At 61.1% G+C, this 23,373-nt stretch carries 19 protein-coding genes; 5 read left to right on the top strand and 14 right to left on the bottom strand.

The window, feature by feature from the left end; translation table 11 throughout:
• Nucleotides 1-22: 22 nt before the first annotated feature.
• The 12 genes from QOL68_RS17950 to QOL68_RS17895 form a co-directional block, all read right to left on the bottom strand.
• A complete protein-coding gene (locus tag QOL68_RS17950; protein WP_282950358.1) occupies nucleotides 23-2,287 on the bottom strand; it encodes a xanthine dehydrogenase family protein molybdopterin-binding subunit in 2,265 nt (754 codons plus the stop codon).
• Nucleotides 2,284-2,745 carry a (2Fe-2S)-binding protein gene (locus QOL68_RS17945; RefSeq protein ID WP_282950357.1) on the bottom strand — a complete coding sequence of 154 codons (462 nt, stop codon included), beginning with the start codon at nucleotides 2,743-2,745 and terminating at the stop codon, nucleotides 2,284-2,286. The genes QOL68_RS17950 and QOL68_RS17945 overlap by 4 nt, the downstream gene beginning before the upstream one ends.
• Nucleotides 2,746-2,993: 248 nt before the next feature.
• The gene (locus tag QOL68_RS17940) at nucleotides 2,994-3,446 is read right to left on the bottom strand and encodes a nuclear transport factor 2 family protein (RefSeq protein ID WP_282950356.1); all 453 of its coding nucleotides are present in this window, start codon (nucleotides 3,444-3,446) and stop codon (nucleotides 2,994-2,996) included.
• Nucleotides 3,443-4,309 carry an NAD(P)H-binding protein gene (locus QOL68_RS17935; RefSeq protein ID WP_282950355.1) on the bottom strand — a complete coding sequence of 289 codons (867 nt, stop codon included), beginning with the start codon at nucleotides 4,307-4,309 and terminating at the stop codon, nucleotides 3,443-3,445. The genes QOL68_RS17940 and QOL68_RS17935 overlap by 4 nt, the downstream gene beginning before the upstream one ends.
• Before the next feature lie 589 nt (nucleotides 4,310-4,898).
• A complete protein-coding gene (locus QOL68_RS17930) occupies nucleotides 4,899-5,606 on the bottom strand; it encodes a TetR/AcrR family transcriptional regulator (RefSeq protein WP_282950354.1) in 708 nt (235 codons plus the stop codon).
• Nucleotides 5,607-5,641: 35 nt separating this feature from the next.
• Complete coding sequence (locus tag QOL68_RS17925) at nucleotides 5,642-6,598, bottom strand: alpha/beta fold hydrolase (RefSeq protein ID WP_282950375.1); 957 nt, start codon at nucleotides 6,596-6,598, stop codon at nucleotides 5,642-5,644.
• Between the two features lie 7 nt (nucleotides 6,599-6,605).
• On the bottom strand, nucleotides 6,606-7,769 hold the full coding sequence (locus QOL68_RS17920; RefSeq protein WP_282950353.1) for an FAD-dependent oxidoreductase: 1,164 nt from the start codon (nucleotides 7,767-7,769) through the stop codon (nucleotides 6,606-6,608).
• Nucleotides 7,766-8,434 carry an isochorismatase family protein gene (locus tag QOL68_RS17915; RefSeq protein WP_282950352.1) on the bottom strand — a complete coding sequence of 223 codons (669 nt, stop codon included), beginning with the start codon at nucleotides 8,432-8,434 and terminating at the stop codon, nucleotides 7,766-7,768. The genes QOL68_RS17920 and QOL68_RS17915 overlap by 4 nt, the downstream gene beginning before the upstream one ends.
• A complete protein-coding gene (gene ndpE, locus QOL68_RS17910; protein ID WP_282950351.1) occupies nucleotides 8,421-9,506 on the bottom strand; it encodes a 2,5-dihydroxypyridine 5,6-dioxygenase in 1,086 nt (361 codons plus the stop codon). Before ndpE ends, QOL68_RS17915 begins: the two co-directional genes overlap by 14 nt.
• Before the next feature lie 19 nt (nucleotides 9,507-9,525).
• Nucleotides 9,526-10,305: an N-formylmaleamate deformylase gene (gene ndpF / locus QOL68_RS17905; protein WP_282950350.1), complete on the bottom strand. Its 780-nt coding sequence runs from the start codon at nucleotides 10,303-10,305 to the stop codon at nucleotides 9,526-9,528.
• A 10-nt stretch (nucleotides 10,306-10,315) separates the two neighbouring features.
• Nucleotides 10,316-11,068: a maleate isomerase gene (ndpH, locus tag QOL68_RS17900; RefSeq protein WP_502957423.1), complete on the bottom strand. Its 753-nt coding sequence runs from the start codon at nucleotides 11,066-11,068 to the stop codon at nucleotides 10,316-10,318.
• 740 nt (nucleotides 11,069-11,808) lie between these two features.
• On the bottom strand, nucleotides 11,809-14,094 hold the full coding sequence (locus tag QOL68_RS17895; RefSeq protein WP_282950349.1) for a TonB-dependent receptor: 2,286 nt from the start codon (nucleotides 14,092-14,094) through the stop codon (nucleotides 11,809-11,811).
• 716 nt (nucleotides 14,095-14,810) lie between these two features.
• On the opposite strand from QOL68_RS17895, the gene QOL68_RS17890 reads away from it, so the two are divergent.
• From QOL68_RS17890 to QOL68_RS17880, 3 genes are all read left to right on the top strand, one after another.
• Nucleotides 14,811-16,277 (top strand): APC family permease, encoded by a 1,467-nt coding sequence (locus QOL68_RS17890; RefSeq protein ID WP_282950348.1) that lies wholly within the window; start codon nucleotides 14,811-14,813, stop codon nucleotides 16,275-16,277.
• A gap of 183 nt (nucleotides 16,278-16,460) precedes the next feature.
• Nucleotides 16,461-17,636, top strand: coding sequence for an acyl-CoA dehydrogenase (locus QOL68_RS17885; RefSeq protein ID WP_282950347.1), 1,176 nt, complete (start codon nucleotides 16,461-16,463; stop codon nucleotides 17,634-17,636).
• A complete protein-coding gene (locus tag QOL68_RS17880; RefSeq protein WP_282950346.1) occupies nucleotides 17,636-18,799 on the top strand; it encodes a CaiB/BaiF CoA transferase family protein in 1,164 nt (387 codons plus the stop codon). Before QOL68_RS17885 ends, QOL68_RS17880 begins: the two co-directional genes overlap by 1 nt.
• A gap of 461 nt (nucleotides 18,800-19,260) precedes the next feature.
• On the opposite strand, the gene QOL68_RS17875 is transcribed toward QOL68_RS17880, so the two are convergent.
• Together QOL68_RS17875 and QOL68_RS17870 are read right to left on the bottom strand one after the other, a co-directional pair.
• A complete protein-coding gene (locus tag QOL68_RS17875) occupies nucleotides 19,261-19,770 on the bottom strand; it encodes a YybH family protein (RefSeq protein WP_282950345.1) in 510 nt (169 codons plus the stop codon).
• A gap of 416 nt (nucleotides 19,771-20,186) precedes the next feature.
• On the bottom strand, nucleotides 20,187-20,465 hold the full coding sequence (locus tag QOL68_RS17870; RefSeq protein WP_282950344.1) for a hypothetical protein: 279 nt from the start codon (nucleotides 20,463-20,465) through the stop codon (nucleotides 20,187-20,189).
• On the opposite strand from QOL68_RS17870, the gene QOL68_RS17865 reads away from it, so the two are divergent.
• Together QOL68_RS17865 and QOL68_RS17860 are read left to right on the top strand one after the other, a co-directional pair.
• Nucleotides 20,452-21,594: an MFS transporter gene (locus tag QOL68_RS17865; RefSeq protein ID WP_282950343.1), complete on the top strand. Its 1,143-nt coding sequence runs from the start codon at nucleotides 20,452-20,454 to the stop codon at nucleotides 21,592-21,594. The two genes, QOL68_RS17870 and QOL68_RS17865, sit on opposite strands and share 14 nt — an antisense overlap.
• A 183-nt stretch (nucleotides 21,595-21,777) precedes the next feature.
• On the top strand, nucleotides 21,778-23,205 hold the full coding sequence (locus tag QOL68_RS17860; protein ID WP_282950342.1) for an NAD(P)/FAD-dependent oxidoreductase: 1,428 nt from the start codon (nucleotides 21,778-21,780) through the stop codon (nucleotides 23,203-23,205).
• Nucleotides 23,206-23,373 lie beyond the last annotated feature (168 nt).

Below are 23,373 nucleotides of genomic sequence, written 5' to 3'. Positions count from 1 at the left end.
CAATCTTTGTCGTCGCATCCGTTCAGTTCGCCAGGTTCTTGGAAACAGGCAGGCTGCGCAAGCGCGGGCCGCCGGCATCGGCGATCGCGTTCACCAATGCCGCGATCGTCACCGGCACAGCGTCTTCGCCAATGCTGGCGGGCGGCTCCGTCGAAGGCAGGATTTCGATTGTAACCGCCGGCATATGATCAAGCTTCAAGATCGGATAGTCATGAAAATTGCTTTGCTGAACCTGTCCATTCTCGACAGTTATCTCGCTGAGCAGCGCGGTCGTCAGGGCGTAGGCGATCCCGCCCTCCAACTGGGCGTGAACGATATCGGGATTGATCACAGTGCCGGCGTCGACAGCGAGAAAGACATGATCGACCCGCAGACCGGTCTCTTCGTCGAAGCTGACATCGACGATTGCAGCCTTCGTCGACGAGGGATACGCCGGATAATAGCTGGTGTCCCCGACCGCCAGGCCGCGGCCGCGGCCCTTTCCTTTCGGAGCGTTCCAGCGTCCCTTCTCGATCGCGAAGTCGAACAGCTTGAGGTGGTTCCTGACCCGCGCGACGGCGATTTCGCGATCCTCCAAATCGGCAGGAATATAGGAAGGATTGAGCAGCGACCGGTAGAATTCGGGCACGTCGCGGCCGGTCAGCAGACGCAGTTCGTCGAGGAAGCCGAAGTTCATCCAGAGATGCTGGGTGAAGCCGACGCCGCGCATCCAGCCGAAGGGGAGCGGCGAGTCGGGATTACGCTTATACGCAAAGCGGACATTGGGCGGCTGGAAAGGAAAGCGCGTCTCGCCATAGCTCTGCTCCGCCGACGTTCCGCTCGCGACAGAACAGGTCCAGACCGTCACATTGCCGGCGCCGTCCAGCCCCGCTTCAAAGCGCGCCGCCGTAATTGGCGCATAATAGCTCTTCCGCACGCACTCCTCGCGCGTGAGCAGCAGTTTCACTGGCGTGCCCTTGCAGGCCAGCGCAATCTGCACCGCCTGGTGGACGAAATCATTCTGCAGGCGCCGGCCGAACCCGCCGCCAGCCGGGAGGATATTGACATGCGCCTTGTCCGGCGACACCCCGCACAGGCTGTGGGCGATGCGCCAGGCATCGTCCGGAAACTGGCTGTTGGTCCAAAGATGAACCTCCCCGCCATCGACAAATGCGCTGCAGTTCATCGGCTCCAGCGGCGCCGGATCCATATAGGGATAGCGATATTCCGCCGAAAGCGTCTTCGCCGCCTTCGCCAGCGCGCTCTTGGCATCGCCGGCCTCGACGATCACCGGGGCATCTTCCCGCGCCTGCTTCGCGAGCGTCTCCATATATTCTTCGCTCGAGAATTTTGCGTGGGGTCCCGCGTCCCATTCGATCGCCAGCGCGTCGAGCGCGGTCTTGGCCTGCCACCAGCTGTCGGCGACGACCGCTACCGCATCGTCCATCTTGACCGGCGCCGCCCAAATGTCGGGATCCTCGCCTTCCGGCACCGGTCCATTATAGCCAACCTTGGCGCCCTTGATCTCGACGACTTGGGGATTGCCCGGCTTGCCTTTGATGCTGCCCTTGTCGACGCTGCGAAGCTTGCCGCCGAAGGTGGGGCTCTGGCGTACGGCCGCGAAACGCATGTCCGGCAGCTCGAAATCGATGCCGTACACGATCTTGCCCCGGACTGCGGCATCCACATCGCGGCGCGGGATCGCCTTGCCGACCAGCTGCCGGTCGCCCGCATCCTTCAGCTTCACTGTCTTGGGGTCGGGTATCGGCATTTTCGCGGCGGCATCCGCCACCGACGCATAGGTCAGTTCCTTCCCCGTCGCCTTGTGACGGATCGAGCCCTTGACCGCTTCCAGCTCGGTTTCGGGTACCTTCAGTCGCGCTGCCGCGGCGCGAATCAACATGGTACGCACCTGGGCCCCTGCCCGCTGGGTCGGTTCGAACAAAGTCTGCGCGGAATGGCTGCTCAGGACCGCTGTCCACACATAGACATTCTCGCGCGCCGCGTTGACAGCCGGATCGTAAAACTCGCTCTTCAGCGTGGACCAGTCCACTTCGAGTTCTTCGGCCAGCATTTGCGGGATGGTCGTCAAGACCCCCTGCCCGATCTCGGTCTGCGGCACGCGCAAGGTGACGCTGTTGTCGGGATGGATCACGACCCATGATATGAGCTCTACTCCCGGTTCGCTGTCATCGGGAAGCTTCGCTTTGCCCCTGCAGCCCGCCAGCGAGAGCGTGAAACTTACGCCAGCCGCGGTGACCAGCGCGCCGGTTACGAATCCCCGCCGGGTGAGAACAGGCTCCCTCACTGGCCGTCCTCCACACTCTCGGCTGCACTCCGGATCGCCTTGCGAATGCGATTATAGGTGCCGCAGCGGCAGATATTGGTGACGCCCTGCGCGATCTCCTCGTCGCTCGGGGCGGAATTGTTCTTGAGGAAGGCGGCAGCGGCCATGATCATGCCCGGCTGGCAGTAGCCGCATTGCGGAACGCCCCCTTCGCGCCAGGCGATCTGCACGGGATGATCGCCGCTCGCGGAGAGCCCTTCGATAGAGGTGATCTTCGATCCGGCGGCCTGCCCTACCGAAAAGGCGCAGCTGCGCACGGCCGTCCCGTCGACATGAACGGTACAGGCGCCGCATAGCCCCGCCCCGCATCCGAATTTGGTTCCCTTGAGACCCAGGCTATCGCGCAAGACCCAAAGCAATGGCACAGCCGGATCGACATCGAGCCGGTGCTTCGTTCCGTTCACTTCAATTTCGAGCATCTTGCGTCCCGTCTCCCATGCGATGCTCGGAGGGGTTGGTGCGCCCGGGCCTTCTCGGCGCGTGAGAGAGTCACACCAACTTGCGTGCATCGACGATCCGGAAAGGATAGCACCGCCAATCAATTATACAAAAGAATAATTATCGTGACGCCGGCTGGGCTGAGATCGCGAAGGCCATGAACATCGCAGCTGCCGCCTACGTTCAGCGTCACGGGAGGCGGCGTGCGCCATCCTTCTTTTCGGCTGGATCAAAGGCCTGCATTGCTTTGTTCGATAGCCTTCGCAAAGGCCATCGAGTCGAAATGGGCATGCTCGGTGCTCACCTTGCCATTGACGATCGTGTCGATCAAAACGACCCACCACGAGATTTCGGCACCGCCGTCGGGCGCGCCCTCGCCGACATACCGCGCCGTGACCCGCAACTCGCCCACAACGCCCGTGCTGCTCGCGATAATGTTCGCATATTCGACCTGAACGGTTCCCGGGACGAACTGTGCACTATGGCTACGCACATGCTCCCGGAACGCTTGCTTGCCCCGCACGGGATGATCCGGGAACGGCATATCGATATATACCATGTCATCATTGTAGAGCGTTAGGAGCTCATCCAGGTCGTTGCGCGCCCAGGCGTCTACCTGCCTCTTGAGCAACTCCGCATTCTCGCGCGCGAGCTGGGTTTCGACCGCCGCCGACACCGTCACAGTCCCCCGCCCCGCCGGAGCGATGACGCGTGCTCCGCCAGAAAGGCGTCAAGGCTGCGCGGCGGGCGACCGGCAATATCTGCGACGATGCCGGTAACGACGGCCGTTTCCCCCTTGATGATGCTACGCCCGATGTTCGAGAAATATTCGATAAACTGCTCCGGGGCTCCGGCACTTCTCAGCCTCGCTTCCGCCGCCTCGGTCGTCTCCTCGACCGGCCGGACCACCGTCCCGGCGGCGGCCGATATGCGATCGGCAAGTTGTTCCAGAGTGAACGCCTCGGGACCGGTCAATGTGAGCGCTTGCTTGCCGCAGTTCCGCCCGACCAGGAGTTCGACGGCGACGGCGGCAATATCCCTGGCGTCGATCCAAGACGTTGCGGCGCCCCCGGTCGTCATCACGACGACACCATCCTGGCGAATCAGGTCTCCAAAAAAGCGGTCGTCGACAAAGTCCTGCATGAACCAGTTCGGCCGCAATATGGCATAGTCGAGATCGCTCTCCCCAATCACGCGTTCGACCTGAAGTTCGTGCGCGTCGTCGGCGCGCGTCTCGGCCGCAATTTCCGAAAGCAGCACGATCTTCGTCGCCCCGGACGTCTCCGCCAATCGGGTGAAGTCGCCGACAATTTCGGTCACTTCGGCACATTCCGGCTTCACAAGATAGACGGCATCGACGCCGGCCAGTGCAGAAGCCCAGGTCGAACGGTTTTCCCAGTCGAAAGCTACCGGAACGATGTCGCCTTGCGGTGCGGATGACGGGTTTCTCGACGCGGCCTTGACCGTGACGCCGCGGCCCGCGAGCCCGCTCACCACATGTCGTCCCGTTGTCCCGGTCGCCTTGGTAACCAAGATACCGTTCATTCCTGCCTCCTGCTATCCGGCTATTCTCGCGGCCCTGGAACGAATTTTCCTGGATCGCCTTCCCGAGCCACATTCATTTTATAAATTATATAGTCGCAGAATAACTACGCTTGTCAACGTTCCGGCGTGACCGTCGAGCATGTGGGCGCCCAGGGATCAAGCTCCGGGCGATTGGGCGTCGTAAATGCCATTCACAACGGCGGCGCGCTTCAATTTCTGCGACTAAAGCAGATTCTCGCGCCGCAGCCGTGCAACCAAGGCGGCCGAACTTTATTGCATATATGAATAATTTACTCGCGGGATTGCGCCCGATCGAGGTCACACCACGCCTGCGAGGACGGGTCCAAGGATAACCAGAGACCGGCGCCCCTGAGACCCGCACCTGGGACGGGCTCCCCGTTCCCGGCCGCGATCATCGATCACGGCCGGCAAGCATTGCGTCGCCTCAGCAAAGATGGGCGGCGCGTCTAGGATGCTTCCGGACTGTGGACAAGGCCGCGGCGACAAGGGGGCGGTCTCCCGGCGGAAGGGACCGATCGCCTCCATCACAAGAGGCGGGCTGCGCCCCGCCTACCGCGCAAGCGCGCGCTTAGGGCCGCTCGGCCTGCATCCCGGCCGAAAGAAACGCCACCATATTATCGAGCATCTCGTCCTTCGACAGATGATGGATCTTGCCTTCAGTCAAATCCTCGATACGCCCCAGGTCGTTCAGCATGAACATATAGGTGCCGACCAGGAACGACATTCGCAGTCCGATCGTCCGCCGGGGCAGTTGCGGAAGAACCTGTGCCAGAACATCGACATATCGTTTGACCGACGCGTCATAGACTTCCTTGCGGAGGCGCAGGGCATGTTCTTCAGGCTCCGAATGCAGGCGGGACTGCAGTTGCGCGAACGCGGCGCCGGCCTCGCCGCTATGCTTGAGGTCCCACTGCGGCTGGAGATAGGCGCGGATGATATCCTCCACCCGCAGCGGCTTGCCGGACTCGAGCAGTCGGTCGAGCAACACGTGACGGTGCCCGGACAGCAGGCCGCCGCGCCGCTTGTAGACTTCGTCGAATAGTTGCTCTTTCGTGTCGAAATAATAGCGGATCAGCCCCTGATTCACGCCAGCGCGTTCCGCTATGTCGCGTACGCTTATCCCGGTATAGCCACCTTCGGCGAAAGCAATCTCCGCCGCGTCCAGGATCTTTTCCTTCAGCTTGCCATTATTCTTGGGGCGCCCGGGCTTCCTTGCCGGCTTCTTTTTCTCACCCTTCACTGTCGTGTCTGCAGCTACAATGGCATCGGCATCCATCTCTACTCTTTCCGCATTCAAAGTCGAGCCCTCTTCTAGCCAGGAACGGCGTCACTGCCAGGAAAGGAAGCCTGTTCGCGGAGGTTCCGCTCGATCCACCCGACAAGCAATTCCGCGATCGCCACGCTGTTTATCTCACTCATCAGCATGTGTCCATTGCCCCCGATACCATGCTCTTCGAGCCGAATATGGTCAAAAACATTCCCGCGATCGCGAATGAAGGCGGCCGCGCGCGCATTGGCCTCACGCATCCAGCTTGCCTCGCCCGTGACGATCGCCACGGGCCGGCCGAACGGATCGGCCTTCCCGACATAGGGCGCCGCACAAAGACCATTCTCGAATGCCCCGTGTGGATGCACCATGCCAGGATATCCCAGGGGTTCGATCGCGAGGATCGCAGCGACCTTGTCTCCGCCCATGGCCGCGAGTGCCCAGCCGCACGGACCACCAGCCGAATGGCTGACGATGATCGTCGGTCCGGTCAGCTCAAACAGCTGGTCGGCGATCGCCTCGACATGTTGCTGGGCCGCAGCAAGCGTGGTCGGCATCGGCCCCTGGCTAGCCATAAACCGGTCGCCGGCCCGGGGATCGTCCGGCCAGCGATCATGCTTTACCGCCTCTGGCCAGAGATTATGCCGTGCCGGTTCGACAAACCGGGGATAAAGCAACGCATAGTCCGGAAGCGGCAGCGCCGGCCCGAGCACCCTTTCGTTCCAGGCGCAACGACCGTGCCCAGGGCGATCAAGGATATAGACCGGAAAGCCCGCGCGCAGAAAGCTGTGCGCCCAGCCAGGCCGGCCATCGGGCGTCCTCAGGAATTCGGACCCCTGTCCGCCCCCTCCGTGAACAAAGAGGACGGACATCGGCCGCGACTGCTCGGGTACAAACCACTCGACATAGGCACCGATCCCCGGCCAGATCTTGCCTTCCGCATGAACGGGCTCACCGGTGAGGAAACGGCCGCCGAAGTCCTTGAGTCGATATGGCTCCATCACGAACTCAGAAATGCGTGATCAATTGGTCGGTAAAACTCAGTTCCCTTCGGATCAGTTCCTGGTCCCCCGCGACGGTGCGGAGGAACTGAATTCGCTCTTCCTTCTCCTGGCCCTCCTTGAGATAATAGAGGTTGCGCAGGTTGAGCGAAGCGCGCGGAGACGTGATTTCGGTAAAAATGCGCCGACGGTCCTGCTCGTAAAACTCCAGAATGTCGTGATCGGCGCCATCGTGGATCACCCGGTTCAGGGCTTCGATCAAAGCGAACGCATCGAACATTCCGCCCGTGAGACCGAGACCGCCGGTCGGATTGGTCACATGGGCGGCATCGCCGACGAGGATGACACGGCCTACGCGCATCTTGTCCGCCACGCGCTGGTGCATCCGGTAAGGCGAGGCGGCCAGGACTTCGTACGGCAGATCGGGAAGATGGTCGGCGAACATGGCATCGATGCGTTCGGACAGCCCCTCGAGCGGCAGTTCCGGATCTTCGACGAAAGTAACGCGCCACGCGTCGGACTGGTCGATCTTGCAGATGACCGCGCCATGCTTCTGATCGATCTGCATCACAGTCGGCGAATATCCGAGCGATGTAAGATCGATTCTCGTATTGGTCGCGACGTAGCGGTTGGGCCACGTCACGCCGAAGAATTGCAGGCCCAGGACATTTCTGCGCACCGCGCTGTTCGCGCCATCGGCGCCGATAAGAAAATCACCCTCCAGGCGTTCCGGGCCGGCCGGTCCGTCGAGCTCGACGATCACGCCGTCGGCATGCTGACTGCAACCTTGCAAGCGCGTCTCGTAGCGGATTTCGATATTCGGGAGCATGGCGACATGCCGGGCGAAAACCTGCGAGAGCAAGCCTTGATGCAAATGGAGCGCCTGCCCGGCCTCATAGGCTGGCGAGCCCGCCCACTCGATCATCTCCCCCGTGCTGTGGATGTGCCAGCCGAAGGTCTGACGAAGGAAGCCCTCGTTGACACAATCCTGCAGGAGACCCATTTTCTCGAGATATGGCAGCACCGGATAGTGGTAGACGAGCGCCCGCGGACTGTCGTTGAGTTGGGCCTCGGCCTCGATGATCGTAACGCGCGTCCCGGCCTGCGCGAGGCCGATGGCCGTGAGCAAACCGGTCGGTCCCGCGCCGGCGATAATTACATGCTGGGTCATTGATCTCCCTCTCCTAGATTAACCGGGCGATGCCAGTCCGGCGAGTTGACCTGGTCGAACCAGGTCAGGATATCGTCGGCGCTGGTGACGTCGCCATATTTTTGAGCGATGTCATAAAGATTGGCTTCGTGCGGCGCGGACGCCCGGTCAGCGCAGCAGTCGCGCGGAACCAGCACGGTAAAGCCCGATTGCACGGCATCGACCGCCGTGGCGCGCACGCATCCCGATGTAGTCGCCCCCGTGATGACGACCGTATCGACCCCGGCGGCGGTGAGCAGGCCAGCGAGGTTCGTGCCATGAAAGGCCGACGCGCCATGCTTGACGATGACAGGATCGCCCGGACGGATCCCGGCCGCGCTGTCGATTTCGACCAGCCGCGTGCCCGCCATCAGTGCCTTCATGCCGGTCGCCTTGCGGAGCCAGGGCAATGCCTCCGCTTCCCAAGGCTGATAGGCGATGGTGGTGTAGATCACGGGAAAGCCGCGTTCGCGCGCAACATCGGTCAGCCGGCGCGTGGCAGCCATCTCGGCGGTCATATCCGCGGCGGTCGGATAATTTGTGTCGGTGAAGCCGTAGGAGAAATCGACCACGATCACCGCCGGGCGGGTTCCCCTGGGAGCGTTGCGGCCGAATCCGGCCTTGTCATAGACGTCATCCTGCGACATCGAACACCTTGCTTTCCGTCGCGCCCGCCGCGCCCGCCGCGCCATTTCCGTCGAACCGAAGTTCATCCACCATGATTTCGCCGTCGATGAGCACCGGCTCGCCATCGAGGAACAGCGAGCAGCCGCGCATGGGAATATCGAGGTGGCAGGCCGTATCGTTCAACCCGCCGAGTTCGTTGTTGGGACCGGTGGAAAACAGGACGTTGCCGAGATAGCTGCGCGGCTCCATCCCCATACCCCCGGGGAATTCGCCAGGCGTCATACGATGCCATTTGGCGTCCGGGTTCATCCCCCAGCCGATATGGCTCATGGCAAATCCGCGCTCGTCGTCGAAGTCGGCCATGTAGGACTTGACCAGGTCGGCTTCCAGTCCGCCGCGGATGTCGGTGATCTTTCCCTGCTCGATCGTGTAGATGATCGGCTCGCGAACATAGATATTCTGTGGAAGGAGCACGTCACCCGGCCCGACAACGATCTGACCGTCGACGCCATCATCGTCACCGCCCGTGAACACGAAGCCCGACGGCCAATGGTCCCATCGTCCGGGCTGGTCCGTGCAGGCATATTCGGTGATGGTGGGATAGGTCCCGAGCTTGTAGATCACATCGGTTCCATGGGGAGAGGTGATGTGCATCGACCTCGCCCGCGACAGCAATTCTCCCGCCCGCTCGACCTTCTCGCGCAATTCGTGGTTCGGCAGCATGCGCGCGAGCAGTTCCGGCGGCTCGACCACCGTCAGCACGCGCGTGCCCGCCGCCTGGATCGCCATCTGCTCCGGCGAGAAAAGGAGAAAGATGCAGTCGATGAGCATGTCGCAATTCTTGAGCGCGTCGACTGCCTCGGGCATGGCGGCGAGCGACGTCTGGCCGACGGCCCAGCCCGCCATGGGCGAGGCCGCGGGAAGGCGCATGTGATAGATATTGGCGCCCAACATCCTGCCGGCGGCAAGGAAGGCATCGGCATAGTCGAGCCGCTCCTCCCCCTGGGTGAGGACAATGAGGCGTTCCTCCGCACGCACTCCGGACATCTTCAGCTGATGAAGGCAAATTTCGATAAAGCTTGCGCGATCCATTTCGGACGCTCCAATTCTGTCAGATTCTGAAATCGCTTACGGCGCGCAAGAAACCATCGAGATCGTCCCACGGGATCATGTGTCCCGCGCCCTCGACGGTCGTGACTTCGATGTGCGGTACAAGGGCCTCGATCTCGGCGATGTCGGCCGCTTCGATCACCGGGGAGGCGCCGGCGACGACCAGGCGCATCGGCAAAGCAAGGTGCGGCAAATCCTGATGGATGTCGTCGGTATGAAAACCCTTGTAGGCGGTATCGATCGCATGGAGTTCGCAGCTGTGGAGCCACTCGGCCCGAAGCGCGCGCTGCTCTTCGGTCCAGGTGGGACAGAAGGCCTTCATGTCGTCCGCCGAACAGCCCCGCTGAGCCAACAGGATGGAGTCCTCGTACCAGGGCCAGGCCGATGGGTAGGCACGGCGACCGGGCCCGCTTACCGGCGGATCGGCGAGAATCAGTCCTCCGAAGGCTTCCGGCGCCTTGCGCGCGGCGCGGATCGCGGTGCGCGCGCCCATCGAATGCCCGAGGACGATCGGCGGTTCCATTCCGAGTGCCTCGACAAGCGCAACGGCATCGTCCGCCATCGCATCGAGCGAATAGTCGAGGTCGCCCCCCTGACTGAGGCCCCGCCCCCGCACATCGAGCACATGAACTTCGAAATGCGCCGAAAGGGGGCCGGCAACGAAGTCCCACGTCACCGCCGGCGAGGTAATCCCCGGGATCAGCAGCATTTGCGCCCCGCCCTCACCGTGCCGGATCAGATGGTGCCGGATGCCGTTTGCATGGACGTTATAGCCGCGCATCGCCATCCCCTCAGTAGGCGCCGGATAGGAGCGTGCCGCCACCGGGCACCCGCGTGTCGAGCTCGAGCGACTTCAGCATTGCCCAAGTCGTGGCGATCGCCGCGGTCAAAACGGGCTTGCCGACCTGCGCCTCGACAATCGAGACAGCGGGCAGAGAGGGCATCTGCACGCACGCCGACAATATGACCGCGTCGACCTCGTCGAGCTGCTCCATGCCGGCGACGATGCCGGGAAGACGGGCAGGGTCGTGCGCGGCGACTGCGAGATTGTCGGAAATCTCCAGCGCGCGCCATTCCGCCACGTCGATACCTTCGCTGCGGATATAGTCGACGACCATTTCGGTCAGCGGTTTCATATAGGGTGCGACGATCGCCACCCGCTTGGCGCCAATCGCCTTGATGCCATCGACAAGCGCCCCGGCGGAAGAGACGACGGGCGCCGACTTGCCGTTGTCGACGGTGACCTGGTGAAGCCGGGCCTGCGACTCGCGGTGATAACCGTGCCCCATCGACATGATCGCCACGAGGCAGGCATAGCCCATCACATCGACCGCGGCGTCGGACAGCTCGAGGGCGCAGCGATCACTCGCCGCATCCATCGCGGCCAGTTCCTCCTTCGTGACATGCTTCATCCGCATGCGCGAGGAATGGAAAGTGAACCGCTCGGGTGAAATCGCTTCGCGCGCGCGCAGAAGCGCCGGAATTTCCGTTTCCATCGTTATGTTGGAACTCGGTACGATCTGGCCGATGCGATAGCTTCTCATCAGAGTCTCCTTTGCTCACGAGTCGTGATAATTCGTCACTCGTATAAATTCAAGGAGAATTGCCTGCTCGTGTCGGTTCGGACAGCCCGCGAGGCCGGACAGCCGATGACATCGCCGCAAGGCGATCCGCCCTTGAATCTATAATGCGCCTATTTTCAATGCTATGAGAGCTTACGGCAACCGATCTGCTGAAAGCAAGTCCGGCATGAAGCGAATGGTTCTGCGTGCGTCGCTGCGATCGGGAGCTGCGCGGGACGATGATGATAGAGGTTCCACGCGAAGAACTTAATTCTGCGCCCGGCTGATTTATACGAGGTCATAAGGTTGATCTCGCCACGCCGCGAGCGCCCTTCCAGACCGAATTCAAGCCAGCAGGATCCTGCGCGTCCAGCGCGCCCGTGAGGTGTGGAGGTCACGGTGGCTCGATTCGACGAACCGGCAAGCCATTACCTGTCGGCCCGCAAGGCAAATGAGCGTGCCGAGCGATGGCCCACTGCCGCTCGGGCAATTGACGACAGACAGTGCCCTATCGCTCGGCTTCCATCCACCAAAGGCTTCGCCCATGCCGACCTCCGGGGGGCGGCTTCCTCCAGGACCGGAGATCCGCGCGAGACCTATCCCCATATCCTTGCCATCCAGTGGCGAAGGAAACCGAAAGTTTGGCAGGATCGCTCCCTCCCCGCTGCAACGGAGCAGCGAGGAGGAAGGACCGGCATGAACTTGCTTGATCGTCCCGTCGATCAGAACCGGATGGTCGCGTCCACGCTATATGTGCGCGGCGTGCCCCGGATCAGATAGTCTAGCCCGGCGAACCTGAGGCCCAGGCCGTAGGTGAAATATTTCTCGTTGAAGAGGTTCTTGACCCCCACGCCGACCGAATAGCGCTCCGAATTATAGGCGAGCCGCGCGTTTGCAACCCAATAGCCCGGCTGCGCCAATTGCTCCGTCTCCGCGATGTCGTAAAAGACCCGCGAGGTGTAGGTGCCGTCGAGATTGAGATCGACTGTCGAGTCACCGATTTCCGCGAGCACGAAATCGCCCGTAAGGTTGAGACTGAACTTGGCGGCATTGGAGATCTGGTTCCCGGCGACATCGACGCCGCTCGTACCCGTTACGGTCGCATTATCGCGATATTTCGGATCCAAGACGCCGACACCGACGCCAAGCGTCACCCGATCGACCGGTCGCACGGTGACGTCGCCTTCAAAGCCGCGAACACGCGCGCCGCTGATCGAACGGAGAGGAAACAGTCCGCCCGCCTCCGTCACGACGACCTGCTGGTTTTTGTAATCGGTCTGGAACACCGTACCGTTGATGGTCAGCGCGCGGTCGAGCCAGGACGTTTTGAACCCGGCCTCATATGTCCGCGCGGTTTCCGGCGGCGCGAACGTGATTTCGGACGGATCGCTGAAGGCCTGCGCATTCACAGCACCGCTGCGATAGCCTTCGCGCATGGAGGCGTAGAGCAACACGTCTCGGGTAGGCTTCCAATTCGCGCCGACCTCGAAGCTGGTGTTATTGAAGGTGCGGCGATCGGAAAAATTGCTGATCGTCTGGAGCGCCAGAGCATCGACGTTGTCGCCGAGGAACGAGTTGAAATTCGAAACAGCGACCTTATCGCGGCTGAAACGCACACCCCCATATACCGATAGCGTGTCGGTCAATTCGAGGTCCCCGCGAAGATAAGCGGCATAGCTCTTGCGCTTCTGGTCGAAATCGTTCGACTGGACGAAGCCCGTTCCGGTCGGCGTGAAGCCGAAGCTGCACACCGCGCCGCAGCCCGGATCCGTAAGCAGCGAATAGCTGAAGCCGGCATTCACCGAGTCATAGGTGTAGAGAAGGCCCGCCTGGACGTTGAACGGCCCGTCGAACGACGTCGCCAGGCGCAGATCCTGGACGAACTGCTTCATGTCCTTGCCGAAGGTCACGATCGGATCGTCCGCTTCGATGACGAGACCGTCATCGTCGCCGATGTCGACCCACTTGCCCCAGTCATAGGTGGTCACGGAGGTCAACCTGAGGACGTCGGATGCATCCCAGTTCATGATCAGGTTGAACCCGTTGCTGCGGATCGTGCGCTCGGGCGTGCTGTTCGTGGCCGTCTCGAAGAAGCCCAGCCCATCGCGGTCCGATCCGGGAAGATTGGAAAGGTTGTTGCCGGGGAAGAGAATAGCGGGATCGTTGAAGTCGATGTTTCCCGCTAACGGCGCGTAGTTGCGGCCCCCGCTCCTGACATGGTTGAAGCGCAGCGTTGCCTCGAAATTGTCCGCCGGCTCGAACTGCAGCGCGGCGCGGAAGGAAAAGACGTTGGTCTGGTCGAGATCGCCAAGGCCCGGCGTCACATTCTTCAATACCCCGGTGTCGTGCACGTAAAGCGCTGCAATGCGGACGGCGAGGACATCGGCGATCAACGGGGCCTGCAGGGCCCCCTGAAGCCGGACGCGATTGAAGTTGCCGTAGCTGCCCGTCACATATCCTTCGGTCGTGAAGCCGGGCTTCTTCGTGACAATGTTCACGGCGCCGCCGGTCGCATTCTTGCCGTAGAGCGTACCCTGCGGGCCACGAAGAACCTCGACGCGCTCGACGTCATAAAGTGGCATTGTTTCGAACGTCGAGAGACCGCGGATGCCTTCGTCGATGTAGATCGCGATGGGCTTGCTCTGATTTGCCGAATAGTCGGTAGAGGAAATACCGCGAATGACAAAATTGGGCGGACCGCCTTCGCCGAAGGGATAGTTCACCTGCGAGTTGGGCGAGAGCGTGATCAGATCGGAAATCTGCACCGCCTGACGCGACTCGATAGCTTCGCTGCCAAAGGCCGAGATCGCGACCGGGACGTCCTGAATCCGTTGCTCGCGGCGCTGCGCGGTAACGATGATATCGCCCGAGCCGCTTGCAGCCGGCTGCTCAGCTTCAGGCTGCGCAATGTCCTGGGCATAAGCCACCGACGGAAATGCGAGCGACAGCGAAGCGAGCGAAATCGCCAGTGCGGAACAGGCCGGACCGCGGGTCAATCGAGCAATCATTATATGTCTCCCTTTTTGCGTATTTCTTCCCCGCCGATCAAGAGAGCGGCCGCCAATCTGCGAACCGCTCCCGCTCTTCGGGCGGGCGTCCCCTCACATTTGAGATCCGTCGCCCTGCCCCCGCGTGGAAACAGGATTCCACCCCGAGCGAAGATCGGCCGAACAAAAATGCAGTAAATTATTCTTGCGCATAATTACTGCCGTTGTCAACGCTTATCCAACGCTATCGAGAGCGCCTTCCTTGCGGCAATTTCCAGCGCAGAGCCCATCAAAGTTAAGCCGCCAATTATCAACCTTTTATAGGCCAGATCGATCAGGATAGATCTAGCCTCCGGACCAATTCACCCACCTTCTTCAAAAATGATCAGTCGCATAAATTAGTTGCGAACCGTGGCGGAATTGCTACGAATCCGAGGCGCTCGCGGCCGACTCGATTCACAGGCGGCATGACGAGCGGCAAATTGCCAACCGCCGGCCTCGAAGCTGACTTGCGGAAATCGGGCATGACCAATGGGGGCGAGGCGGATGCAAAAGCTGGACTTGGCGATTTCCGCGAGAGGCGCTCCTGATGGCCGATCGCCCATCGCGGCAGCATCGCCCATCGCGGCAGCGATGACTTGCGAGGGACATCCGACGGCGACAGGTTCGCCGGGACAAAAGCTGTCGCCGTCAGAACCGGCATCCAACGCAACCAAAAGCCGCTCATGGAGATACGCATGACACAAATAAACGCCGCCACTGCATCGGCGCCGGTTCAACCCGCCGCCGAGGGGCAGGACGTCGCGCTGCCGCGCTCTCTCAGCACGTTTCGGCTTGCCGTTTTCGTCATCGCGGCCGTTGCGCCGCTCGCCTGCGTTATCGGCGTGCTTCCGGTCGCGCTGGTATTCGGCAGTGGAACCGCCCTCCCCCTTGCGTTCGTCGTTTCCACGGTCGTGACGGCGCTGTTCGCCGTGGGCTATTCCGCGTTCAGCCGGGAGGTCCTGGTTGGCGGCGCATTTTACACCTATATCGCCCGCGGCCTTGGTCCGGTCACCGGTCTCGGGGCGGCTGGCGTCGCCGTGGTTTCATACACGATGTTCGTACCCGGCGGCTTCAGCTACCTCGGATATATGATGCAGACCACCTTCAGCGACTTGCTCGGGTTTCATCTTCATTGGGTGGTCTATTCGTTGACGGCGTGGGTCATCATCGGCTTTTTCGGCCTGCGGCAGATCGACTTCAGCGCCCGGGTCGTGCTCTTCGTGATTTTGATCGAGTTCATGCTGCTCCTGTTTTTCGATGCCATCCTCGTCGGCGAATTGGGCAGTGCTGCCTTCCCGGCGCAATCGCTGGATATCGGCGGCCTGACGACTGGCGCGCCGGGTGTCGCAATCCTGCTCGCCTTCACCTGCTACTTCGGCATCGAGTCCGCCGCGCTATTTTCTGAAGAGGCGAAATCGCCCCAGAAATCGGTCGCCAGGGCTACCTATATTGCGATCTTCACCATCGGCATCTTCTACTTCGTCACCTCCTGGATCACGGTTGGCGCAATCGGCCCCGACAATATCAAGGGTATTCCCGAAGCAGACGTCGGGCTCATCTATTTCAAGCTCAGCAATCAGTATGTCAGCGGCGCGTTCACAACGGTCATCCAGGTCGCGCTCGTTACGAGCATGTTTGCGACCGTCCTCTCGATGCATAATGTGGCTGCGCGCTATCTGTTCGTACTCGGCCGTCAGGGCTGCCTGCCCCGCGTTCTCGGCCGCGCGCATCCTGTCCACGGATCTCCTTCCGCTGCCAGCGCCACGGTCTCGGTCGTCGCGCTCGTGGTCTTCACGAGCGCGGCCTATCTGGGGCTGCACCCGATGCTCGGCTTGGGGCTGATCGTTCTGGGCTTCGCGGCCGTCGGCGTCATGTTCATGCAGGCGCTCACCAGCCTCGCGGTCGTATCCTATTTCCGCAAACATCCCGAGCGTCACCTCTGGCAGCATGTTATCGCGCCGATCCTGGCGTTTGTCGGCTTGCTGGGTGCGCTGTACTTCGCGGTCACCAACTTCGAATATCTCAGCGGCAGCCAGAATCCCGTGATCAACCGGTTTCCGATCGGCATCATTCTCGCGATGGCCGCCGGCATAGGGTTCGGGCTGTGGCTCCGCCGCTATCGTCCGGCCCGGTTCGCCGCGATCCAGCTCGACGACTCCTGATCACGCTGCGCTGGGCAGGATTGGCGCAACAATCGCACTCCGCTGGGCCAAGGCGCGATAATGCCGCAGCCGGCGGAGCTTCACCTTAGCCTCACGCTGGGGCCTCGGGCTCGGGCGGTCGTCGGCGAGACGCATTCTCCCGTCGCAGCGGGCCCACGCTTCCCGTTCTTGATTGGATTTTTTATGCAAGCTTATTCGTGGGCCGACCCCTTCGACCTTGAAGGTCAGCTGACCGAAGAAGAACGCATGATCCGCGATGCGGCACGGGCCTATGCGCAGAACGAGTTGCAACCCCGTGCGACCGAGGCCTTTGCCCAGGAATACACGGATGCCGCCATTTTTGCGGAAATGGGTCGTCTCGGGCTGCTCGGCATCACCATTCCCGAAGCATTCGGCGGCACCGGCGCAACTTATGTGAGCTATGGCCTCGTCGCCCGCGAGGTCGAGCGGGTCGACTCCGGCTATCGCTCGATGATGTCGGTGCAATCTTCACTGGTGATGTATCCGATCCATGCGTTCGGTTCGGACGAGCAAAAGGCGAAGTATCTTCCCGGCTTGGCTAGCGGCGAGCTGATCGGTTGCTTCGGTCTTACCGAACCGGATGCGGGATCCGATCCGGCTGGAATGAAAACCCGGGCGCGCAAGGTCGATGGTGGATATCTGCTCTCGGGCGCCAAGACATGGATCTCGAACGCTCCGATTGCCGATGTCTTCATTGTCTGGGCAACATCGGAAGTTCACGGCGGAAAGATCCGAGGGTTCATCCTCGAAAAAGGGACCAAAGGTCTCGACGCCCCGAAGATTGCCGGAAAATTGTCGCTTCGCGCCTCGATCACCGGCATGATCATGATGGACGAGGTATTCGTCCCGGACGATGCCCTCCTGCCAGGCGTCGAGGGAATGCGCGGGCCGTTCAGTTGCCTCAACCGCGCTCGCTATGGCATCAGCTGGGGCGCGCTTGGAGCCGCCGAGTTCTGCTATGCCGCGGCCCGCCAATATGGGCTGGACCGGCGACAGTTCGGCCGCCCGTTGGCAGGCACCCAGCTTTATCAGAAGAAGCTCGCGGACATGGCAACCGACATCGCGCTTGGTCTGCAGGCGAGTCTGCGGGTGGGCCGCTTGATGGACGAGGATCGCTTTGCACCGGAGATGATCTCGATGGTCAAGCGCAACAACGTCGGCAGGGCGCTGGATATCGCGCGCGCCGCGCGCGACATGCATGGCGGAAACGGCATTTCAGAAGAATATCAGGTCATCCGCCATATGGTGAACCTCGAGACGGTCAACACCTATGAGGGAACCCATGACGTCCACGCCCTGATTATCGGCAGGGCCATAACGGGCATTGCGGCTTTCTGATGCGGCGCGAAGCCGCAAGCGCGAACCAACCGCTCAAGGGCTTGAAGGTGCTTGAGCTGGCACGAATTCTTGCCGGCCCCTGGGCCGGCCAGATTCTCGGGGATCTCGGCGCGGACATATTGAAGGTCGAAAGTCCGGAAGGAGACGACACACGCCGATGGGGGCCGCCATTCATCGAGAATGGCGATGGGACACAGGACGCCGCCTATTTCCACGCCTGCAACCGCGGCAAGCGTTCGATCACCGCCGACTTCCGCAATCCCCGGGATCTTGAGGAAGTGCGCCGCCTCGCGATCGAGGCCGATGTCGTTATCGAGAATTTCAAGGTGGGCGGTCTCGCCAAGTTCGGGCTGGACTATGCGAGCCTGTCGGCGCTGAATCCGCGCCTCGTATATTGCTCCATCAGCGGCTTTGGCCAAGACGGTCCTTACGCCGCGCGGGCCGGCTATGATTTCATCGTCCAGGGTCTGAGCGGAATCATGGACCTGACCGGCGATCCCGCCGGCGCACCGCAGAAGATCGGGGTGGCCTTGGCTGACATCGTGACTGGCCTTTATGCCGTCATCGGCATCCAGGCCGCGCTCACGCGTCGCGAACAAACCGGCCGGGGCGACCATGTGGATGTTGCCTTGCTCGACTGCATGACCGGCGTCCTCGCCAATCAGGCGATGAATTATCTGGCGACGGGGGAGAATCCGGTCCGACTGGGCAACGCGCATCCGAATATCGCGCCCTATGCCGTGTTCCCGGCCAAGGATGGCTGGCTGATCCTCGCGGTGGGCAACGATGGTCAGTTCGAACGCTTTTGCAAGGTCGTCGGACTTGACGAACTCCCGGCGTCGCCGTCATTCGCGACCAATTCATCGCGGGTAGCCAACCGGGACGATTTGACCGCCATCATCAGCGCCGTCACGCAAAATTGGCTGCGGGACGAATTACTCGGCAGGCTGGACACCGCGACAGTGCCGGCCGGCCCGATCAACACGGTCGCCCAGGCGCTGGCCGATCCCCAAATTGCGGCGCGCGAACTGGTAAGGCGTTTTGATCGAACGGGAGCTTCTCCGGTCGAGGGAATACGCACGCCGCTGATGTTCGAAGATGCCCGCCTGTCCCTCGATAGCGGGTCGCCGTTGCTAGGAAGGGATCAGCCCAACTGGCTTTGAACGTCCGCTTTTCCCGCGGCGGCTATCAGCATATCCGACGCGTTTCAGCACCGCGGAAGGATAAACGCACCCCCGCAAATCCTTCATCGGTCGCGTAACCAGCGGAACCCCGAAGCATCCGTCGCGTGAGCCCAGAAAAGATAGGATGGCGTTGCCCCGCGCGCAGCGCGCGCCAGCCTTACAACAGGCCTGCAGGCCATGCCGGTGGATATCTCGACTGCCGGCCGCAGGTCATGATCGCGAGGTTGAGAAAGCCATAGCCGACTTAGTCGAAGCAACTGCAAAGACCGGAATATCCGCCCGTGGACCGAAACGCCCATCGGCCCGGCTCCGGACGACAGGCTGACGAGCCATGTCCCTCACCTGAGGGCTGCGCCGCGTGCGGCGCCCCCTAAGCTTTATCGGGAAGGCCCATTGCTTCGGGCGCGGATCGAAAACGCAATGGGCCTTCCCGGAAGCAATCAGTTGCCGAAGCCACCTGCCTGCCACATCTCCCGCACCACTCGCCAACCATCAGCCGTGCGCTTCAGCACGAAAAGCTGGCGAATCGTCTCTTCCTTCGTCGTCGCGGGCGGGTTGGGCTGGCAGGTCAGCACCGCAAATACCGAAGCCATGTCCCGGTCCGACGAGACAACGGTATCCTTCACGGCAAAGGCACAGCCCTTGTTGCCATTGGGGCCAAGATAGGCAAACCAGTCGTCAAGGGCTTTGACGGAAGCCTCGATCCCGCGCCTCGCCGCGACATCCCCCTCGCCGGTGATGATCACATCGTCGCTATAAAAGCGTTTTGCGAGTTCGGTCGACGTCAAACCATCACGGTTGGCCTGATCCTGGCCGGCGTAGAAATCATGGAGCTCCTGGACGACATCGGCCGGCGCCGCTTCCGCAGGTGTTTCGCGCGCCATCGCTGCCAGCGGCGAGGCGAACATCAACGCGACCAGTGCCAAGCGTGTCTTAAGGTTGCAGGTCATATAATCTCCTCATTTCCCGGTGAGAACGCAGTCGCTTACAGGACCGCTAATAATTATTTCCACGACGATTTAATTATCGACCGTAAAATTGAGTGTCAAGCGAGGATTGGCGATTGCCCAGCATTTCTGGAACATCACGCCCCTTCCATACCAGAGCTAACGGCCCGGCAAAAACTCTCTCGGGGATCGGGAACAAAAGCCGATCCGTCGCACCCCTCGCCCCACTGCCGAAAATTCCATCACCAGCCTCGACGATGCTCCAGGCCCAAGGCACGGTGCGACTATATGCGCCGCCGAGGGACGGCCACCTTGCCGGAATGACCTTGGCAATAGCCCCGAACCACGTCGCCGCGTCCTGCCCCCCCGCCCCCGCGGGTCCGCACGCGAAAGCCCTGTATCGCCCGAGCAGAACATGGTCACATCGGATCGGGTGTCGAAAGCAATTTATCGGCAATCTGCGGGGCCTTTGAACTCATCATCGTCTCGCTCGCATCCGACGAAGCGACGCCATAATTATTCGATTGACGAATTGAATTTCTCATCCGATTGTGGCGAAATATAAGCAGCGGCCTTCGCGGGGCGCGTTCTACCGGACTGGCCCGGGTGTCGCAAATGGCGGCAAGTTGTAGGCCGCATTGGGAAGGTAAATGGATGGATAGCGGGCTCGGCGTGCGACCGGTAATGACCTTGGCCATCGCTTGCGTCCTCTACGCACTTTCGATCATTCTGATAAATATCGCACCATTCTTCGTAGGCCTCTACGTCGATACGCTTCATGTAAGCCTGAGCGAAGCGGGGTTCGTACAAACCATCGATCAAGCAGGCGGCATCATCGGGGCCGTCCTCGGCTTCTTTCTCATGCCGCGCATGTCTTGGCGGACGCTGACGTTTTGCGCGGCGCTCGCGGCAACGATCGCCAATGCGGCAACGGCGTTTGCCGACAGCTATGTCCTTCTGTGCCTGATCAGGTTTGTTGCGGGATTCGCGGTGGTCCTGCTGACTACGGTCTCCGCCTGCACCCTAGCCCGCGCACGCGTTCCGGACCGCGCATTCGGGGCCGGACTGATGCTGGGCATGCTTCTATCCGCCGTCGCGATCTGGGTGCTGGATATCATAAGGTCCGATTTTGGCTACAGCGCAAGTTTGGCATCAGGTGCTCTGTGGCTTTGCATCGCCGCGGGTCTGGCGCTGCTGCTTCCCCGCGATTTGCGCGGCAAAACGGAAAAGGTCGGCACTTTGGTCGCCGAGCCGGACCAGGCGAATATCCGAATGCTCGGCAAAGTCGGCCTCGTCGCGCTGCTGCTCTTTTCCATAAGCGCCAACGTCGGCTTCAGCTTTACCGAACGGGTAGGGCTGGACAACGGCCTGGCGCCGAGCGCTATAGCCAGCGCCTTCGCGATCGGCTGCATATTTTCATTGGCGGGATGCCTGTTGCCGACGATATTCGGTGCAGCCGGCGGGCGAATAAAGTGGCTGGTTATAACGACCGCATTTTTCGTCGTCGCCCTCTGGCTCTTCTACGTCGCTACGAATATTACCCTATATATTGTCGCTTTTTCCATATATCTTTCGGTATTCAATATGGGTCTTGCCTACTACATGTCCGTAGTAGCAGAAAATGATCCTGAAGAACATTATACGCGGGCCATATATATCGTGAATGTCACCGCTCAATCGCTCGGGCCTGCCATAGGCGCGCTGATACTGATCGGTTATCCTATCGCCATTGTGTTTTTGATTGCTCCAATACCCGCGATAGGCGCCCTGATCTTGGTGGCTGTTTATACATCGCGGCAGCCGCGCGCATTGGCGACATCCCTCTAGAGTGGCTGGAAGCAAAGGTCGGACTTGGCGGGTTGCCCTTGTTCGCCAATGCAACGGTTCAACGTCGGAAAGGAAAAATGGATTGGCGATTTCGAACGGCCAGGATTTCAGCGAGGCGGCAATGAGCTTCGCCCTCGGCAGCACGCAGATGTTTGATACCTCTCATCCGGGGGCGGCACTCTAATGGCAGCGGCGACTGATGTTTCGCCCCCTTCCGGGTCCGGTGGCCGTTCATCGCCTCATGCCGGAAAGTCCTTCTGGATTCGCGACTTTGGCGACTATTCTCCAAATTGCGACCTCGATACGGATCTCGGTTGCGACATCCTCGTCATCGGCGGTGGCATCGCTGGTCTGTCATCGGCCTGGCATGCCGCCAAAGCTGGCTTAGGCAAGGTCGTCCTGATCGAGAGCGAGATCATCGGCTTCGGAGCGAGCGGCCGCGCGGCAGGCTGGATCATGCCCCAGTTCGGGATGGACCAATTGTCCATCCGCAAGAAATATGGCGTAGAGCGATCGAGGGCGGCCTTCGCATATTGCCGGCGCGCAACCGCTTATACGCGCGAGATCATCGAACAAAATGGCATCGAAAGCGATTATCGCGCTCCCGGCCTTATGCGGGTGGCCTTTAACGACCGTTGGGTGGATGATCTCCATGACCTGTATTCCACCTACCAGGATATCGGCGTGGATACGGTCTCATGGCTGACGGCATCGGACGTACAGGCCCATTATAACGGAAATAGCAACTTCAAGGCGGCCATTTCGGATACGGACCTCGGCTTGCTCAATCCCTGCAAGCAAGTGCGCGCCCTCAAGGGACTGGCCGAAGCGGCGGGCGTGACGGTCTATGAGAACACCGCCGCGACCCACATCGAGCGACGGCCTGGCGGCGTGCGAGTCATGACGCCGGGCGGCTCGATTCAGGCGAGCAAGGTGGTGATCGCCACAAATGCTTTCACGCACCAACTGCAAGGGCCAGTCGGCCGGGAACTCGCGCCGTACCAGGCGCCGGTATTCGCGCGCGGCGCGGTGACGGAACGCCTTGCGGACAAGCTGTGGGCCGAAATCGGCTGGAAGCAGGGCAATGCTATCGAGAGCTCGCTTGACCTGTTTCACTATATGGCGCCTACCGCCGATCAGCGTATCCAGTTCTACTTCATTTATTATGGCGGCCATCCCGTTCGCAACGAGATGGAACCGGCGGTCAGCGCCAAGGGTGCGGACGTCTCGCTGGCACATCTGAAACGGATATTCCCGGCTCTGCGGGACGTCGGATTGGCGTATAATTGGGGTGGGCACATGTCGGCCACACGCGACATGGTCCCTCATTTGACGAGTATCGGGGATCAGCGCGTTATCTACATCGGCGGATGCTGGGGCCATGGCCTTGCCATCAACCACCTGCATGGCCAGACAGTTGCAGATATGTTGGCGGAACGGTCAACGGACCTCACCGATTTCTGGATTGTCGACCGGAAGCCCAAGAGTTGGCCGGTTTGGCCTCTGGATTTTATCGGCAAGCAGCTTGCCTGGTCATTGCTCAAGCGCAACGTGCGTAAGCAGATACGGGGGTCCATTTTCGAGGGATTCGACGGCGACCTCCAGGAATAGGGCCTTGCCTGCGACAAGCAGCGTGTCGCCAGCCAATCGCGTCGGCAGCACCGTAACCAGCAAAGTCACTCTCCCGTAGGCCGCGCGCATGTGGCGCGACGCACCAGAACCCATCAGACTTTTCTTACGTGGCGAGACAGGTCTCACATGGAGAGACAAGCTCGGAAC

Source organism: Sphingopyxis sp. Geo25 (assembly GCF_949769135.1).
Taxonomy (GTDB): Bacteria; Pseudomonadota; Alphaproteobacteria; order Sphingomonadales; family Sphingomonadaceae; genus Sphingopyxis.
This window is presented reverse-complemented; position numbering and strand designations above follow the sequence as displayed.